General features: G+C 72.2%; 1 protein-coding gene. It reads right to left on the reverse strand.

Features of this window, described 5'->3' with window-relative positions; all coding sequences use genetic code 11:
- Nucleotides 1-698 (reverse strand): phosphoenolpyruvate carboxylase (locus C662_RS19550; protein WP_002934650.1); only part of this gene is annotated, 698 nt, incomplete at both ends.

Genomic DNA, 698 nt, shown 5'->3' on the forward strand with positions numbered 1-698 from the left:
CCGTACTTGGCGCCGATCACCTCGCCCTGCTCGGTGAGCCGGATCTGGCCCTGCACCGCGCCCTCGGGCTGAGCGAGGATGGCCTGGTAGCTCGGCCCGCCGCCGCGCCCCACCGAACCGCCGCGGCCGTGGAACAGGCGCAGGCGCACGCCGTGGCGGGCGAAGGTGGCCACCAGCTCGCCCTCGGCCTTGTACAGCGCCCAGCCCGAGGTGAGGAAGCCGCCGTCCTTGTTGCTGTCCGAGTAGCCGAGCATGACCTCCTGGGTGTGGGCGCGCGCCTCGAGCAGGCCGCGGTAGGCCGGGATCGAGAACAGGCGTTCCATCACGCCGGCGGCGTTCTCCAGGTCGCCGATGGTCTCGAACAGCGGCACGATGTTCACGTCGAGCGCGTTCTCGAGCGGGCGCAGCAGGCCGGCCTCCTTCAGCAGCACGGCCAGCTCGAGCAGGTCGGAGACGTCGTCGGTCTTGGAGATGATGCAGTTGCGGATGGCGGCGCTGCCGTAGCGCTGGTGGATGCCGCGCGCGGCGCGGAAGATGGCGAGCTCGCCCGCGCTCTCCTCGGAGTAGGCGACGTGGGGCGAGGCGAGCGGGCGCGCGGTGGCGAGCTCTTCGAGCAGCAGCGCGCAGCGCGCGGCCTCGTCAAGGCTGGAATAGGCGGTGCCGGGACGGGCCACTTCGAGCAGCTCGGCGACCACGCG

Source organism: Thauera sp. 28, from assembly GCF_000310145.2.
In the GTDB taxonomy this organism is placed as follows: domain Bacteria; phylum Pseudomonadota; class Gammaproteobacteria; order Burkholderiales; family Rhodocyclaceae; genus Thauera; species Thauera mechernichensis.